The sequence below is a fragment of the Arenimonas oryziterrae DSM 21050 = YC6267 genome, assembly GCF_000420545.1.
Classification (GTDB): domain Bacteria; phylum Pseudomonadota; class Gammaproteobacteria; order Xanthomonadales; family Xanthomonadaceae; genus Arenimonas; species Arenimonas oryziterrae.
This window is the reverse complement of sequence record NZ_ATVD01000009.1, coordinates 1-15,820: the sequence shown is the minus strand read 5'-3', so window position 1 is coordinate 15,820 and position 15,820 is coordinate 1. Positions and strand designations below refer to the sequence as shown.

General features: G+C 62.8%; 13 protein-coding genes and 1 tRNA gene. All 14 read right to left on the bottom strand.

All coding sequences use genetic code 11. The features are described from left to right. A partial coding sequence (locus tag G467_RS17110) for a GTP-binding protein (RefSeq protein ID WP_022970494.1) occupies positions 1-95 on the bottom strand: 95 nt, incomplete at its 3' end. 37 nt (positions 96-132) lie between these two features. Then, positions 133-2,223, bottom strand: coding sequence for an elongation factor G (gene fusA / locus G467_RS0114690; protein WP_022970493.1), 2,091 nt, complete (start codon positions 2,221-2,223; stop codon positions 133-135). A gap of 21 nt (positions 2,224-2,244) precedes the next feature. After that, on the bottom strand, positions 2,245-2,712 hold the full coding sequence (gene rpsG / locus G467_RS0114685) for a 30S ribosomal protein S7 (RefSeq protein WP_026802735.1): 468 nt from the start codon (positions 2,710-2,712) through the stop codon (positions 2,245-2,247). Positions 2,713-2,775: 63 nt separating this feature from the next. Continuing rightward, a complete protein-coding gene (rpsL, locus tag G467_RS0114680; RefSeq protein WP_022970491.1) occupies positions 2,776-3,150 on the bottom strand; it encodes a 30S ribosomal protein S12 in 375 nt (124 codons plus the stop codon). A gap of 185 nt (positions 3,151-3,335) precedes the next feature. Next, a complete protein-coding gene (gene rpoC / locus G467_RS0114675; RefSeq protein WP_022970490.1) occupies positions 3,336-7,544 on the bottom strand; it encodes a DNA-directed RNA polymerase subunit beta' in 4,209 nt (1,402 codons plus the stop codon). 28 nt (positions 7,545-7,572) lie between these two features. Continuing rightward, positions 7,573-11,724, bottom strand: a complete 4,152-nt coding sequence (gene rpoB, locus G467_RS0114670; RefSeq protein WP_022970489.1) for a DNA-directed RNA polymerase subunit beta — start codon at positions 11,722-11,724, stop codon at positions 7,573-7,575. Positions 11,725-11,967: 243 nt separating this feature from the next. After that, complete coding sequence (gene rplL, locus G467_RS0114665; protein ID WP_022970488.1) at positions 11,968-12,342, bottom strand: 50S ribosomal protein L7/L12; 375 nt, start codon at positions 12,340-12,342, stop codon at positions 11,968-11,970. Positions 12,343-12,402: 60 nt separating this feature from the next. After that, a complete protein-coding gene (gene rplJ, locus G467_RS0114660) occupies positions 12,403-12,930 on the bottom strand; it encodes a 50S ribosomal protein L10 (RefSeq protein WP_022970487.1) in 528 nt (175 codons plus the stop codon). Positions 12,931-13,269: 339 nt separating this feature from the next. Then, entirely contained in the window at positions 13,270-13,974 is a 705-nt protein-coding gene (gene rplA / locus G467_RS0114655) for a 50S ribosomal protein L1 (protein WP_022970486.1), read from the bottom strand. Positions 13,975-13,977: 3 nt separating this feature from the next. Next, positions 13,978-14,406 carry a 50S ribosomal protein L11 gene (gene rplK, locus G467_RS0114650; protein ID WP_022970485.1) on the bottom strand — a complete coding sequence of 143 codons (429 nt, stop codon included), beginning with the start codon at positions 14,404-14,406 and terminating at the stop codon, positions 13,978-13,980. A gap of 107 nt (positions 14,407-14,513) precedes the next feature. Then, entirely contained in the window at positions 14,514-15,074 is a 561-nt protein-coding gene (nusG, locus tag G467_RS0114645) for a transcription termination/antitermination protein NusG (RefSeq protein ID WP_022970484.1), read from the bottom strand. A gap of 11 nt (positions 15,075-15,085) precedes the next feature. Then, a complete protein-coding gene (gene secE / locus G467_RS0114640) occupies positions 15,086-15,466 on the bottom strand; it encodes a preprotein translocase subunit SecE (protein ID WP_022970483.1) in 381 nt (126 codons plus the stop codon). Positions 15,467-15,529: 63 nt separating this feature from the next. Beyond that, positions 15,530-15,605: transfer RNA gene (locus G467_RS0114635), tRNA-Trp, on the bottom strand. A gap of 121 nt (positions 15,606-15,726) precedes the next feature. Then, positions 15,727-15,820 (bottom strand): EF-Tu C-terminal domain-related protein (locus G467_RS17935; protein WP_022970482.1); only part of this gene is annotated, 94 nt, incomplete at its 5' end.

Here is a 15,820-nt window from a genome sequence, read left to right as displayed (position 1 = left end):
AGCGCCGCCGTCAGCGTCGTCTTGCCGTGGTCAACGTGGCCAATCGTGCCGACGTTCACGTGCGGCTTGGTGCGTTCGAATTTGCCCTTGGACATGACTCTTACCTCAATGAATTCTGAAAATTGTTGGGACTCAGGCCTTCTTGATCACGGCTTCGGCGATGTTGTTCGGCGCTTCGGCGTAGTGATCGAATTCCATGGTGAAGGTAGCGCGACCCTGCGACATCGAGCGCATCGCAGTGGCGTAACCGAACATTTCACCCAGCGGCAGCATCGCGTTGATGACCTTGCCGGACGGCGTTTCGTCGGAACCCTGCAGAATGCCGCGACGGCGCGAAAGATCGCCCATCACGTCACCCATGTAGTCTTCCGGCGTCACGACCTCGACCTTCATGATCGGCTCAAGCAGGGCCGGATTGGCCTTCTTGAACGCTTCCTTGAAAGCCATCGAGCCGGCGATTTTGAACGCCATTTCGTTGGAGTCGACGTCGTGGTACGAGCCGTCCACGGCCTTGACCTTGACGTCGACGACCGGGAAGCCGGCGAGCACGCCGTTCTTCATGGCCTCTTCGATGCCCTTGCCCGCGGCGGTGACGTATTCCTTCGGAACCACGCCGCCGACAATCGCGTTTTCGAACACGAAACCGGCGCCACGCTCCTGCGGCTCCATCTCGATGACGATGTGACCGTACTGGCCACGACCACCGGACTGGCGCACGAACTTGCCTTCCTGCTTGACCTTCTGACGAATCGCTTCGCGATAGGCCACCTGCGGCTTGCCGACGTTGGCTTCGACGTTGAACTCGCGCTTCATGCGGTCAACGAGGATTTCCAGGTGCAGCTCGCCCATGCCGGAGATGATCGTCTGGCCGGATTCTTCGTCGGTGCGCACGCGGAACGAGGGATCTTCCTGCGCCAGACGGCCCAGAGCGATACCCATCTTTTCCTGGTCGACCTTGGTCTTCGGCTCCACCGCCATGGAAATGACGGGCTCCGGGAAGACCATGCGCTCGAGCGTGATGGTGTTGTCGAGCGAGCACAGCGTATCGCCCGTCGTGACGTCCTTCAGACCCACGGCGGCGGCGATGTCGCCTGCCAGCACTTCCTTGATTTCTTCGCGCTGGTTGGCGTGCATCTGCAGGATGCGGCCGATGCGCTCCTTCTTGCTCTTGACCGGGTTGTACACCTGGTCGCCTGCATTGAGGGTGCCCGAGTAGACGCGGAAGAAGGTCAACGAACCCACGAACGGGTCGGTCATGATCTTGAACGCAAGCGCCGAGAACGGCTCCTTGTCGCCAGGCGTACGGGTCGCTTCCTTCTCGTCTTCGTCCACGCCCTTGACCGGCGGACGATCCGACGGCGCCGGCAGGTAACGAATGACGGCGTCGAGCATCGCCTGCACGCCCTTGTTCTTGAAGGCCGTGCCGCAGAACATCGGGACGATGTCGCACGAAAGCGTCCGCACGCGGATGCCTTCGATGATCTCTTCCTCGGACAACTCGCCCGATTCGAGATACTTGTTCATCAGCTCTTCCGAGGACTCAGCCGCCGACTCCACCATGAACTCGCGCGCCTTCGTCGCCTCATCGGCGAGATGCGCGGGAATGTCGGCGTAGGTGAACGACGTGCCCTGGTTGCTCATGTCCCAGACGATCGCCTTCATCTTCACCAGGTCGACGACGCCTTCGAAGTTCTCTTCGGCGCCGATCGGCAACTGCATCGGCACGGCGTAGGCGCCGAGACGCGAACGCAGCTGCTCGACGACCTTGCCGAAGTTGGCGCCGGTGCGGTCCATCTTGTTGACGAACGCAAGACGCGGCACGCCATACTTGTTGGCCTGACGCCAGACAGTTTCCGACTGCGGCTGGACGCCACCGACCGCGCAAAGCACGAACACGGCGCCGTCGAGCACGCGCAGCGAACGCTCGACTTCGATGGTGAAGTCGACGTGCCCGGGGGTGTCGATGATGTTGAAGCGATGCTGCGGGAACGACTTGTCCATACCGGACCAGAAGCAGGTCGTCGCGGCCGACGTGATCGTGATGCCGCGCTCTTGTTCCTGCTCCATCCAGTCCATGGTCGCAGCGCCGTCGTGCACTTCGCCAATCTTGTGATTGACGCCGGTGTAGAACAGGATGCGTTCAGTGGTCGTGGTTTTGCCGGCATCGATGTGGGCCATGATGCCGAAATTGCGGTACTGGGTAATCGGGGTGGTACGTGCCACGGCGGAGATCCTTCTCGTGAATTACCAGCGGTAGTGCGAGAAGGCCTTGTTGGCCTCTGCCATACGGTGCGTTTCTTCGCGCTTCTTCACGGCGCCGCCGCGATTCTCGGAAGCCTCCAGAAGCTCGGCAGCCAGCTTGCGCGGCATGGTGTTCTCGCCGCGCTTGCGCGCGAACTCGATCACCCAGCGCATGGCCAGGGCGGTACGACGGGAAGAACGGACTTCGACCGGCACCTGATAGGTGGCGCCACCGACACGACGGGACTTGACCTCGACCGCCGGGGCGACGTTGCTGAGCGCCTTTTCGACGAGCGACAGGGCGTCGGCGTTTTTCTCGCCGATGACGTCCATTGCGCCGTAGACGATTTTCTCGGCGATCGACTTCTTGCCGCTCTTCATCACCATGTTGATGAAGCGAGCAACTACTTCGCTTCCGTGCTTGGGATCCGGAAGAACGGAACGGGTACCGGGCGAACCTTTACGGGACATGATGCGTGCCTAATTTGAAAAGATCGGGTGTTCGGGTATTGCGGAGCCGCGAGCGAAAAACGCTTACGACTTCGGCTTCTTGGCGCCGTACTTGGAACGGCTCTGGCGGCGCTTGGCCACGCCCGAGGCGTCCAGCGAACCGCGCACGGTGTGATAGCGCACGCCCGGGAGATCCTTGACGCGACCGCCGCGGATCAGGACCACGGAGTGTTCCTGAAGGTTGTGGCCTTCGCCGCCGATGTACGAGATGACCTCGAAACCGTTGGTCAGACGAACCTTGGCGACCTTGCGGAGCGCGGAGTTCGGCTTCTTCGGCGTGGTGGTGTACACGCGGGTGCACACGCCACGACGCTGCGGGCAGTTGGCCAGAGCCGGAGAAGCGCTCTTGTAGGTATTGGGCTGCCGCGGTTTGCGGACCAGCTGATTGATCGTCGCCATTCTGAGAGAACCTTGCGAGAAAAAAATGCAGGCCGGGAACCCAGCCTACTTAGACAGAAAAGTATAAAGGGCGTTAAGACACCCTGTCAACCCGACAGAGTTCCTTTGCCGCCCCTCCGTGGAGCCGAACACGAGGCGCATCCGTGCGCCTCATTTCGTATGTTTACCGTCGCTTGGACGGCGTATCAGTCTTCCGCGCCGGCCTCTTCCGCGGCCGTCTCAGCCGGAGCCGAGACCGCACGCAAAGCTTCCAGATCGGAGTCGCTCAGGCCGGACTCGGCCTGGCGACGCTTGTTGTGGTACGCCAGACCGGTACCGGCCGGGATCAGGCGGCCGACGATGACGTTTTCCTTGAGGCCGCGCAGCGTGTCGCGGGTGCCGCGGACGGCCGCCTCGGTCAGTACGCGGGTGGTTTCCTGGAAGGACGCCGCCGAGATGAACGACTCGGTCGCCAGCGAGGCCTTGGTGATGCCCAGCAGGACCGGATCGTGCTTGGCCGGGATGCCATTCTTGGCAACGACCTTGGCGTTTTCCTCGATCAGGCGGAAACGATCCACCTGCTCGCCCGACATGTACTTGGTGTCGCCGGCATCGGTGATCTCGACCTTGCGCAGCATCTGACGGGTGATCGTCTCGATGTGCTTGTCGTTGATCTTGACGCCCTGCAGGCGGTACACGTCCTGGATTTCCTTGACCAGGTAGGCCGCCAGCGGCTCGACGCCGAGCAGACGCAGGATGTCCTGCGGGTTCGGCTCGCCGTCCACGACCGTCTCGCCCTTCTCGACGTGCTCGCCTTCGAACACGATGATCTGGCGGTACTTCGGGATCAGCTCTTCGTGCTCGCTGCCGTCGGCTTCCTTGATGATCAGGCGCTGCTTGCCCTTGGTGTCCTTGCCGAAGCTGACGATGCCGGAGACCTCGGCCAGGATGGCCGGATCCTTGGGCTTGCGCGCTTCGAACAAGTCCGCCACGCGCGGCAGACCACCGGTAATGTCGCGGGTCTTGGACGCTTCCTGCGGCACTTTCGTGACAACGTCGCCGACGCCGACGGGAGCGCCGTCTTGCAGGTTGACGATCGAGCGCGGCGGCAGCAGGTACTGCGCCGGCAGATCGGTACCCGGAATGGCGAGGTCATTGCCCTTGCCGTCGACGATGCGGACGATCGGGCGCAGATCCTTGCCCATCGAACCACGACGCTTCGGATCGGTAATTTCGCGCGAGGCCAGGCCGGTCAGTTCGTCCGTCTTCTCGATGACGGTGACGCCGTCGACGAAGTCGATGAAGCGCACGAAACCTGCCACTTCCGAGACGATCGGGTGGTTATGCGGATCCCAGTTGGCCACGGTCTGGCCGGACTTGATGTCCGCGCCATCCTTGACGTTGATCACCGCGCCGTACGGCAGCTTGTAACGCTCGCGCTCACGGCCGGTCAGGTCGAGCACCGACAGTTCGCCCGAGCGCGACACCGCGACCAAGTGGCCGTTGGCATGCTGCACGTGCTTGAGGTTGTTGAACTTCACCGTACCGGTCGTCTTGACCGTGATGTTGTCGATGGCGGCTGCACGCGATGCCGCGCCGCCGATGTGGAACGTACGCATCGTCAGCTGGGTACCGGGCTCGCCGATGGACTGCGCGGCGACCACGCCCACGGCTTCACCGTGGTTGACCAGATGACCGCGACCCAGGTCGCGACCGTAGCAATGCGCGCAGATGCCGAAGGTGCTTTCGCAGGTGATCGACGAGCGCACGAGGATCGACTGAACGCCGGCGGCTTCCAGCTTGTCCACCCACTTTTCGTCGAGCAGCGTGTTGCGCGTGACGATCGGATCGGCGTCGTTGCCCGGCAGGTACACGTCCTCGGCGACCATGCGGCCGAGCACACGATCACGCAAGGGCTCGACGACGTCGCCGCCTTCCACGATCGGCGCCATGGTGAGACCGGCGGTAGTACCGCAATCGTTCTCGGTCACGACAACGTCCTGCGCCACGTCGACGAGTCGACGGGTCAGGTAGCCGGAGTTCGCCGTCTTCAGCGCCGTATCCGCGAGACCCTTACGGGCACCGTGGGTCGAGATGAAGTACTGCAGAACGTTCAGGCCTTCGCGGAAGTTCGCAGTGATCGGCGTCTCGATGATCGAGCCGTCCGGTCGCGCCATCAGGCCGCGCATACCCGCCAGCTGGCGGATCTGGGCCTGCGAACCACGGGCGCCGGAGTCGGCCATGATGTAGATCGAGTTCATGGACTTCTGCGCGACCTGCTCGCCCTTGGCGTTGGTCACGTTTTCGGTACCAATCGTGTCCATCATCGCCTTGGCAACGCGCTCGTTCGTGCGCGACCAGATGTCAACGACCTTGTTGTAGCGCTCGCCGGCGGTGACCAGACCGCTCTGGTACTGCTCCTGGATTTCCAGGACTTCCTTTTCGGCCTCGGCCAGGATGCCCTTCTTCTCGTCCGGGATCAGCATGTCGTCGATGCCGATCGACACGCCGGCACGCGTCGCGTACGCAAAGCCGGTGTACATCAGCTTGTCGGCGAACACGACGGTATGCTTCAGGCCCAGCATGCGGTAGCTGGTGTTGATCAGGCGACTGATGTTCTTCTTGGTCAGCTCGGTGTTGACGAAGGAGAACGGCAGGCCTTCCGGCAGGATTTCAGCAAGCAGCGCGCGGCCCACCGTCGTGTCGACGATGTACTTGCGATCGATGCTGACGCCGTCCTCGTTCATTTCCGTCAGGTGCAGACGCACTTTGACCTTCGCGTGCAGTTCCACCACGCGGTTGTCGTAGGCGCGCTTGACTTCGGCGACGTTGGCGAAGGCCATGCCCTCGCCTTTCTTGTTTTCCAGCGCGCGGGTCATGTAGTACAGGCCAAGGACGACGTCCTGGGTCGGCACGATGATCGGCTCGCCGTTGGCCGGGCTGAGGATGTTGTTGGTCGACATCATCAGCGCGCGCGCTTCCAGCTGGGCTTCCAGCGAGAGCGGCACGTGCACGGCCATCTGGTCACCGTCGAAGTCGGCGTTGAACGCGGTGCAGACCAGCGGATGCAGCTGGATGGCCTTGCCTTCGATCAGCACCGGCTCGAACGCCTGGATGCCGAGGCGATGCAGGGTCGGAGCGCGGTTGAGCAGCACCGGATGCTCGCGGATGACTTCCTCGAGGATGTCCCAAACCTGGGCTTCTTCGCGCTCGACCAGCTTCTTCGCGGCCTTGATCGTCGTGGCGAGGCCACGACGCTGCAGCTTGGCGAAGATGAAGGGCTTGAACAGCTCCAGCGCCATCTTCTTCGGCAGGCCGCACTCGTGCAGACGCAGCGTCGGGCCGACCACGATGACCGAACGGCCGGAGTAGTCGACGCGCTTGCCGAGCAGGTTCTGGCGGAAACGACCCTGCTTGCCCTTGATCATGTCGGCGAGCGACTTGAGCGGGCGCTTGTTGGTGCCGGTGATGGCGCGGCCGCGACGGCCGTTGTCCATCAGGGCGTCAACCGATTCCTGCAGCATGCGCTTCTCGTTGCGCACGATGATGTCGGGCGCATTGAGCTCGAGCAGGCGCTTGAGGCGGTTGTTGCGGTTGATGACGCGACGGTACAGGTCGTTCAGATCGGAGGTCGCAAAACGACCACCGTCCAGCGGCACCAGCGGACGCAGATCCGGCGGCAGCACCGGCAGAACGGTCATGACCATCCACTCGGGGCGGTTGCCCGAATCGAGGAACGCTTCCGCCAGCTTGATGCGCTTGGTGAGGCGCTTGAGCTTGGTTTCGGAGTTAGTCGAGGCGATCTCTTCCTTCAGGCGCGCAACTTCCGCGTGCAGGTCGAGCGAACGCAGCAGGTGGTGCACGGCCTCGGCACCCATGAGGGCATCGAAGTCGTCGCCGTGTTCCTGGCGCGCGGTCATGTACTGCTCTTCGGTCAGCAACTGACCTTTCTCGAGCGTCGTCAGACCCGGCTCGATCACCACGAAGGCTTCGAAGTACAGGATGCGCTCGATGTCGCGCAGGGTCATGTCCAGCATCAGGCCGATGCGCGAGGGCAGCGACTTGAGGAACCAGATATGCGCCGTCGGGCTGGCCAGCTCGATGTGGCCCATGCGCTCGCGGCGAACTTTCGCCAGCGTCACTTCGGTGCCGCACTTCTCGCAGACCACGCCACGATGCTTCATGCGCTTGTACTTGCCGCACAGGCACTCGTAGTCCTTGATCGGCCCGAAGATGGCGGCGCAGAACAGGCCGTCACGCTCGGGCTTGAAGGTACGGTAGTTGATCGTTTCCGGCTTTTTCACTTCGCCGAACGACCAGCTGCGGATCAGGTCCGGCGAAGCCAGGCCGATCTTGATGCCGTCGAAATCCAGCGTCTGGCGCTGCTGGTTGAACAGGTTCAATAGATCTTTCATTTCAATTCTCTCCGGTTCTCAGCGCCGATCACTTCTCGTCCAATTCGATGTTGATAGCCAACGATCGAATTTCCTTGACCAGCACGTTGAACGATTCCGGCATGCCGGCAACCATTTCGTGTTCGCCATCGACGATGTTCTTGTACATCTGGTTGCGGCCCTGCACGTCGTCGGACTTCACCGTCAGCATTTCCTGCAGGGTGTAGGCCGCGCCGTAGGCTTCCAGCGCCCAGACTTCCATTTCGCCGAAGCGCTGGCCACCGAACTGCGCCTTGCCGCCCAGCGGCTGCTGGGTGACGAGCGAGTACGGGCCGGTCGAACGGGCGTGCATCTTGTCGTCGACCAGGTGGTTGAGCTTGAGCATGTGCATGTAGCCGACCGTGACCGGGCGATCGAACGCTTCGCCGGTGCGACCGTCGTGCAGGATCGTCTGGCCGCTTTCCGGCAGTTCTGCCAGACGCAGCATCGACTTGATCTCGGCTTCGTCGGCACCATCGAAGACCGGCGTGGCCATCGGGACGCCGTCGGTGAGGTTGCCGGCAAGACGCAGCAGCTCCTTGTCGGTGAACTTCTCGAGATCAACGCGCACGCCGTGCATCTTCTTGTCGTGGTTGTAGATCTGATCGAGGAACGCACGCAGTTCGGCGACCTTCTGCTGGCCTTCGAGCATGCGCTGGATCTTCTGGCCCAGGCCCTTGGCGGCCCAGCCCAGATGTACTTCCAGCACCTGGCCGATGTTCATTCGGCTCGGCACGCCCAGCGGATTCAGCACGATGTCGGCAGTGACGCCGTTCGCCATGTACGGCATGTCTTCGACCGGCACGATCGTGGAGACGACGCCCTTGTTACCGTGGCGGCCGGCCATCTTGTCGCCCGGCTGGATGCGACGCTTCACGGCCAGGTAGACCTTGACCATCTTCAGCACGCCGGGGGCGAGGTCGTCGCCGGCGGTGATCTTGGCGCGCTTGTCGGTGAAGCGCTTGTCGAACTCGGCCTTGTGGACCTCGATCTGCTTCTGCGCGTTCTCGACGAACTCGCCCGCGTCTTCGTCCTTCATGCGGATCGCGAACCAGTCGTCCTTCTTCAGGCCGTCCAGGTACTCGCCGGTGATCTCCGCACCCTTCTTCAGGCCGTTCGGGCCGCCATTGGCGACCTTGCCGGTGATCTGGGTGCGCAGACGCGCATAGATCGCGCCTTCGAGGATGCGGAACTGGTCGTCGAAGTCCTTCTTGACGCGCTTGATCTCGGTTTCCTCGATCTGGCGCGCACGCTTGTCCTTCTCGATGCCGTCGCGGGTGAAGACCTGCACGTCGATGACGGTGCCGTCCATGCCCGGGGGCACGCGCAGCGAGCTGTCCTTAACGTCGGAGGCTTTTTCGCCGAAGATCGCACGCAGCAGCTTCTCTTCCGGGGTCAGCTGGCTCTCGCCCTTCGGCGTGACCTTGCCGACCATGATGTCGCCGGCGCGGACTTCCGCACCGATGTACACCACGCCCGACTCGTCGAGACGGCCGAGCGCCTGCTCGGACACATTCGGGATGTCGGCGGTGATTTCCTCCGGTCCCAGCTTCGTGTCGCGCGCAACGCAGGTCAGTTCTTCGATGTGGATCGTCGTGTAGCGGTCTTCCTCGACGACGCGTTCCGACAGCAGGATCGAGTCTTCGAAGTTGTAGCCGTTCCACGGCATGAACGCGATCAGCATGTTCTGGCCCAGAGCCAGTTCGCCGATGTCGGTGGACGGGCCGTCAGCGAGCACATCGCCGCGCTCGACCTTGTCGCCCACGCGAACCAGCGGGGTCTGGTTGATACAGGTGTTCTGGTTGGAACGGGTGTACTTGACCAGCGTGTAGATATCCACGCCAGCGTCGTTGGCACCAATTTCCTTTTCATGCGCACGCACGACGATACGGCCGGCGTCGACCTGGTCGACGATGCCGCCACGCTTGGCGTTCACGGTGACGCCCGAGTCGCGCGCCACGGCGCGCTCGATGCCCGTGCCAACGAGCGGCTTCTGGGCACGCAGGGTCGGAACGGCCTGACGCTGCATGTTCGCGCCCATCAGGGCGCGGTTGGCGTCGTCGTGCTCGATGAACGGAACGAGCGCGGCAGCGACGGACACCGACTGCATAGGCGAGACGTCCATGTAGTGGATTTCCGACGGCGGCTTGAGCAGCGTTTCCGCCTGGAAGCGGCAGGGCACGAACGGGGCCTGGAAACCGCCGTCCTTGTTGAGCTCAGCGTTCGCTTGGGCGATCGCGTACTCGTGCTCTTCGATCGCCGACAGGAATTCGACCTGGTCGGTGACCTTGCCGTCGACGACCTTACGGTACGGCGTCTCGAGGAAGCCGTACTTGTTCGAGCGGGCGTACACGGCGAGCGAGTTGATCAGGCCGATGTTCGGGCCTTCAGGAGTCTCGATGGTGCAGACGCGGCCGTAATGGGTCGGATGCACGTCGCGCACTTCGAAGCCAGCGCGTTCGCGGGTCAGGCCGCCCGGGCCGAGGGCCGAGACGCGACGCTTGTGCGTGACTTCCGACAGCGGGTTGTTCTGATCCATGAACTGCGACAGCTGCGAGGAGCCGAAGAACTCCTTGATCGCGGCAGCCACCGGCTTGGCGTTGATCAGTTCCTGCGGCGTCAGGCCTTCGCTCTCGGCGAGGGACAGACGTTCCTTGACCGCACGCTCCACGCGAACCAGGCCGACGCGGAACACGTTCTCGGCCATTTCGCCGACCGAACGCACGCGACGGTTGCCCAAGTGATCGATGTCGTCCACGGTGCCGCGACCATTGCGGATCTCGCAAAGGGTCTTGATGACTTCCAGGATGTCCGAGCTTTCGCCCAAGTCCTTGACCAGGTTCTTCGCGGTCTCGTCGTTGCGGTCCTTGAAGTACTGGTAGTCGAACAGCACCGGAGCGCCCGTGACTTCCTTGCGGCCGACACGGCGGTTGAACTTCATGCGGCCGACGCCCGACAGGTCGTAGCGTTCGAACGTGAAGAACAGGTTGTAGAACAGATTGAGCGCGGCATCCTTGGTCGGCGGCTCGCCCGGACGCATCATGCGGTAGATCTCCACCAGCGCTTCGAGCTGGGTCTTGCTCGGATCGATGCGCAGGGTGTTGGAGATGTACGGGCCGCGATCGAGATCGTTGACCCAGATGGTGCCGATGGAGTTGACGCCGGCCTTGCGCAGCTTGGCCAGCGAGGCTTCGTTGAGCTCCTCGTTGGCGACCGCCAGCAGTTCGCCAGTCTTGGTGTCGACCACGTCATGCGCCAGGATGCGGCCGACCAGGTATTCGTCGGGCACTTCCAGCGTCTTGATCTTGGCCTGCTCGAGCTGCTTCACGTGACGGGCGGTGATTCGCTTACCGGCCTCGACGATCACCTTGCCGGCGACCACGAGATCGAAGTTCAGCGTTTCGCCGCGCAGACGCTCGGGCACGAGCTCGAGTTCCACGCCGTCCTTGTTGGCGATGTGGAAGGTGTTGATGTCGAAGAACTGCTTGAGCATCTGCTCGTTGTTGTAGCCGAGCGCGCGCAGCAGGATCGTCACCGGCAGCTTGCGGCGACGGTCGATACGGGTGAACACGGCATCCTTCGGGTCGAACTCGAAGTCCAGCCAGGAACCGCGGTAAGGAATGATGCGGGCGCTGTACAGCAGCTTGCCCGAGCTGTGCGTCTTGCCGCGGTCGTGATCGAAGAATACGCCCGGCGAACGGTGCAGCTGCGAGACGATGACGCGCTCGGTGCCGTTGACGATGAAGGTGCCGTTGTCGGTCATCAGGGGCAGCTCGCCCATGTAGACCTCCTGCTCCTTCACGTACTTGATCGCCTTGGTCGACGACTCGCGATCGTAGATCACCAGGCGCACAGTCACGCGCAGCGGCGCGCCGAAGGTCAGGCCGCGGTTGCGGCACTCGCGCTCGTCGAACGGCGGCTCGCCGAGCTTGTAGCTGACGTACTCAAGGGCCGCATTGCCCGAGTAGCTGGTGATCGGGAACACCGACTTCAGCGCGGCGTGCAGGCCGCGCTCTTCGCGCTTGCCGGTCGGTGCGAACTCCTGCAGGAACTCGCGGTAGGAGTCCATCTGGATGGCCAGCAGGTAGGGCACTTCGAGGACCTGGCGGCGCTTGCCGAAGTCCTTGCGGATGCGCTTCTTTTCGGTGAAGGAGTACGTCATGGTGTGATTCCGCCTCGTTTTTTCTGGGGACGCGTGCCCGCGGCCCGGGGAAACAAGAATTGCCAGTTGGTAGTCGCTGGTATTGCCGGCACCAGCACGCCCTACCCGCTACTACCAACTGCCAACTCGGGTGTGTTGCAACTAATTCGCACTTCCGGCGCGCTCCGTTAGGAACGGCCAAAGGCCGGGGGCTTTCGCCCCCAGCCTCCTTTGGCTAGGCAAGCAGCCGACGCAATGCGTCGCTTACTTGACTTCGACCGTGGCGCCAGCAGCCTCGAGCTCTTTCTTGAACTTCTCGGACTCGTCCTTGGAGACGGCGTCCTTGACGGTCTGCGGAGCACCTTCGACCAGGTCCTTCGCTTCCTTCAGGCCCAGGCCCGTGATGGCGCGGACGGCCTTGATGACTTCGACCTTCTTCTCGCCGGCAGCCTTCAGGATGACGGTGAATTCGGTCTGCTCTTCGACCGGGGCGGCCGGACCGGCCGGGCCAGCCGCAGCAGCGACCGGGGCGGCGGCGGAGACGCCGAACTTCTCTTCGATGGCCTTGACCAGCTCCATCACTTCCATCAGGGTCTTGCCAGCGATGGCGTCGACGATCTGTTCGTTGGAAAGGGACATTTTGATTACCTCTGGAAAATTTTCTGGATAGGGTTCGTTAGAACCAATAGGACGTCGAACTTAGGCGGTTTCCGCGGCAGCTTCGGTAGTGGCTTCGCCACCGCCTTGCTTGTCGCCCACGGCCTTGACGGCACGGGCGAACATCGAGGCCGGCTCGGCCAGCACTCGGGCCAGCATGGCCAGAGCCTGATCGCGGGTCGGCAACGAGGCGAGGACATCCAGGTGGGTACCCGGGAATGCCTTGCCACCGATGGAGACGACTTTTGCCTGCAGCTTGTCGTTACCCTTGGCGAAATCCTTGATCAGACGACCGGCAGCGCCGGGGTCTTCCATCGAGAACGCATACAGCAGCGGACCGACCAGGACATCCTTGACGGAGTCATATTCGGTGCCGGTGACGGCGCGCGACGCGAGCGTGTTCTTGACAACTTTCAAGTACACGCCGGTTTCGCGGGCCTTCTTGCGCATCGCGGTCATTTGACTGACCGTGGTGCCTGCGTATTCGGCTGCGACCAAGGAGTGAGCCTTCGAGGCGACTTCTGCCAGCTCGGCGATTACTTCTTGCTTCTGAGACAGATTGAGAGCCATTACACTCCTCCAATTGAACTCCGCTCACGGCTCCTGCCGCTTGCGGTCCTTGGCGGCATCGGTCCGTCGATGCCGGGGACGCCACAGTGGCGTCCCGGTGGTGGCCGTTTCCAGAGAATTCCAGAAGGGCGACACCATCTGCGCAGGCCCGACTTCGCGAGAAGTACGGATTAAACGATCCCGCTTGTGGCGACGGCGATTCCTTGCCAGTCGTGCATCCCTGCCCGACGTCGTCACGCGCTGACCGCACCTGCGGTCTTTGATGGCTCCGACGCGAAACCTCGCGTCGGTGCCTTCAAAATCTTCCGGCCGGGGCGACACTCCCGGCCGTGTTAAGTCTTACTTGGCGATGCTCAGCGACGACTGGTCGACGATCACGCCGACGCCCATGGTCGAGCTCAGCGAAATCTTCTGCAGGTACTGGCCCTTGGCAGAAGACGGCTTGGCCTTGATCAGGTCGGCGAGCAGCGCGTGCAGGTTGTTGCTGAGCGCGGCGGCCTCGAAGCTGGCCTTGCCGATCGTGCAGTGGATGATGCCGGCCTTGTCGGTGCGGTAACGCACCTGACCAGCCTTGGCATTGCGCACGGCACCGGCGGCATCCGGGGACACGGTGCCGACCTTGGGGTTCGGCATCAGGCCGCGCGGACCGAGCACCTGGCCGAGCTTGCCGACCACGCGCATCGCATCCGGCGTCGCGATGACGACGTCGTAGTTCAGGTCGCCGGCCAGCATCTTGTCGGCCAGGTCGTCCATGCCGACGACGTCCGCACCGGCGGCGAGGGCTTCGTCAGCCTTGGCACCCGCGGGGCAGAACACCGCCACGCGCACCGATTTGCCGGTACCGGCGGGCAGCACGGTGGAACCGCGAACCTGCTGGTCGGACTTCTTGGCGTCGACGCCGAGACGAACCGCGACGTCGACGGACTCGACGAACTTGGTCTTGGAATTGGACTGGATGATCTTGAGGGCTTCGTCCAGGGAATATGCTTTGCCCGGAACCACGAGGGCCTGCAAGGCCTTGTAACGCTTGGAAATCTTTGCCATGTCTTAGCCCTCCACCACGAGACCCATGCTGCGGGCGCTACCAGCAATGGTGCGCACCGCGGCATCGAGCGAAGCCGCCGTCAGATCGGGTTCTTTCGCCTTGGCGATGTCCTCGAGCTGCTTGCGGGTGACCTTGCCGACCTTCTCGGTGTTCGGACGCTTGGAGCCCGAGGTGACACCGGAAGCCTTCTTCAACAGCACCGTGGCCGGCGTGCTCTTGGTGATGAAGGTGAAGGTACGGTCGGAGTACGCCGTGATGATGACCGGCGTGGGCAGGCCCGGCTCAAGCTTCGACGTCGCAGCGTTGAAGGCTTTGCAGAACTCCATGATGTTCAGACCGCGCTGACCCAGCGCAGGACCGACGGGCGGCGAGGGATTGGCCTGACCGGCCTTCACCTGCAGCTTGATATAACCAACTACTTTCTTAGCCATTGTGATAACTCCTGGAGTTCAAACGTCTGCACGTCTTGCGACTGCGGGACTCCTCCTTACGTTGAAACTGGGAGCGGCTACCGGAGACCGGAGGCCGATTCCCGCCTTTAGGCCTTTTCCACCTGACCGAATTCGAGTTCGACCGGCGTGGAACGCCCGAAAATCAGAACCGCCACGCGCAGGCGGCTCTTCTCGTAGTTGACTTCCTCGACCGTGCCGTTGAAGTCATTGAACGGACCATCGCAGACGCGCACCAACTCGCCCGGCTCGAAGAGAATCTTCGGCTTGGGCTTGTCGACGCCGTCCTGCACGCGGCGCAGGATCACGTCGGCCTCGGAATCCTTGATCGGCAACGGACGCTCGGCGGTACCGCCGATGAAGCCCATGACCTTCGGAGTTTCCTTGATCAGGTGCCAGCTCTCGTCGTCGATGCGCGGAATGCCGCCATCTTCGTTCGTCTCGATCTGCACCAGCACATAGCCCGGGAAGAACTTCCGCTCGGACTTGCGCTTCTGGCCGCCGCGCATTTCCACGACTTCTTCTGTCGGGACCAGCACGTCGCCAAACTTGTCCTGCATTTCGGCTCGCGCAATGCGCGTACCGAGCGCCCGCTGCACCTGGTGCTCGAAGCCCGAATAGGCGTGAACCACATACCAACGCTTGGCCACGTCTTGAATCCTCAGTTGGTCAAAAGGAACTTGATCGCCTGCTCGATGAGCTGGTCGAACACAAACAAGATGAGGCTGATCGCCACGACCACCACCAGCACGACGGCGGTGATGCGCATGGCTTCACTGCGCTCGGGCCAAACGACCTTGCGCAGCTCGAACATCGACTCCGACAGGAAATCCTTGCCGCGACGACCCAGCGCGGTCAGCGCGAGCACGCCGAGCGCCGCAGCGAAGGCCACCGCCACCAGCAATCCACGGACCGGCGTCGGCCAGGTCGCGAGCAGGTAGAACGCGGCAATGCCACCGCCGGCGACCAGCAGGGCCACCGCGTACTTCAGGATGTCGCCGGCGCTGGTGCCCTGCCCGACGTTTTCTGCCTTCGTATTCATTCCAACTCTTGCCGACTTCCGCCGGAGTGGATGCCGCGCCGAAACGCTGCATCGTGATTCGAATGGCACGCCAGGAGGGACTCGAACCCCCAACCTGCGGTTTTGGAGACCGCTGCTCTGCCAATTGAGCTACTGGCGTACGTGTGACTTGCCGTCCGTTCCCGGCGCTGCAAGAGCGCCCTGTTAAACGGCCGATGGCGGACCGTCGCCGGCCCGCCATTTCCGTGTTGTCGGCGGGTTTGGCGCCCGCCGAAAACGACTTACTTGATGACCTTGGCCACCACGCCGGCGCCGACGGTACGGCCGCCTTCGCGGATCGCGAAGCGCAGACCTTCGTCCATCGCGATCGGCGCG